This is a genomic window from Methylobacter sp. BlB1, from assembly GCF_015476545.1.
GTDB lineage: Bacteria > Pseudomonadota > Gammaproteobacteria > Methylococcales > Methylomonadaceae > Methylobacter.
Genome location: NZ_JADMKV010000175.1, coordinates 1 through 1,121 on the forward strand (window position 1 = coordinate 1; position 1,121 = coordinate 1,121).

Here is a 1,121-nt window from a genome sequence, read left to right on the forward strand (position 1 = left end):
TCTGGCCGAACTTCCGGAACTGATCAGCAATTGGCAAGACCTGCGCCATGGCTCCCTGAGTGAGTTTCCGGAACTGGCCTATTCAAGATCATGATCAACATGAGAGAGGTTAAAAGCAGAAAGCTGATTCTTCGATTGCTCAATGAATCGATCGAAGATTGTGGCAGAACCCCGACAAAGATCATGAAGAAACTTAATAACAAGGGAGATATAAAATGGAAGCGAATAAACTGAGTATGCTGAAATTTATCAAAAAAAGTTTTAATCAATATGTGCCGGCCTCGCTGCAACAGCCGCTCAAACGGTACTTCATCTGGCCACTCCAGAGGCTCATAATTTTCCTTAAGGATTTGTGGTTGCCGATTTATCGGATTGAGCGGTCCGGGTTAACGGTAATTCTGATTGGTCACGAAGCATGCGATCCTTTTAGTGATAAGGTATGCGACCCTTACATCATGCATTTACTCTATGCTGAATACCTTGACCCTCTAAGAATTGGCACTGTTCCGCTTTGGAGCCTGAATCGGGTGATGCGACGCTGGGAAAAGAAGGCAGATCTGATCATTTTTCGGCACAGAAGATTCCGGCCTCGAGGCGCAGCTGCTCGCCGCATGTTGAACATGCCGTACCATGTTGAGCAGATCATTGAACTTCCGCCCCCGGATGTCGACTTGCTGGCCTTCTTAATTAATTCTACAACCCGGCGCGATTTGAAAAAGATCAGGGATGCTGAATTTGAATATGAAATCACCCAAGACCCGGCACAACTGGATTTCTTTTATCACCAGATGTACCGACCGTTCGTTCAGGACCGGCACCGCGGATCCGCTAGAATCATTCCATGGGAGGTATTCCGTCGAATTTATGAAAAAGGTGAATTAATGCTGATTCGCAAGGCGGGCTTAGCAGTGGCCGGCAACTTGATTTCACAAACTGGCGATTGTTTATACAACAATCTGTTCGGCGTCTTGCATGCCGACAGAGAATTATTCAATGCGGGAAGCATTGCAGCCATCTATTGGTTTGCGATGGTCGAGGCACGCCGCCGCGGCTGCGCCACGGTGAGCATGCAATGCGCGCGCCCTTTCCTTAAAGACGGCGTTCTGGTTTACAAGAAGAAG

General features: G+C 47.8%; 1 protein-coding gene. It reads left to right on the plus strand.

The genetic code is table 11. The annotated features are described in order from the left end of the window. Nucleotides 1–215 precede the first annotated feature (215 nt). The coding region (locus IT781_RS21880) for a GNAT family N-acetyltransferase (RefSeq protein ID WP_194972287.1) at nt 216–1,121 on the plus strand (906 nt) is incomplete at its 3' end.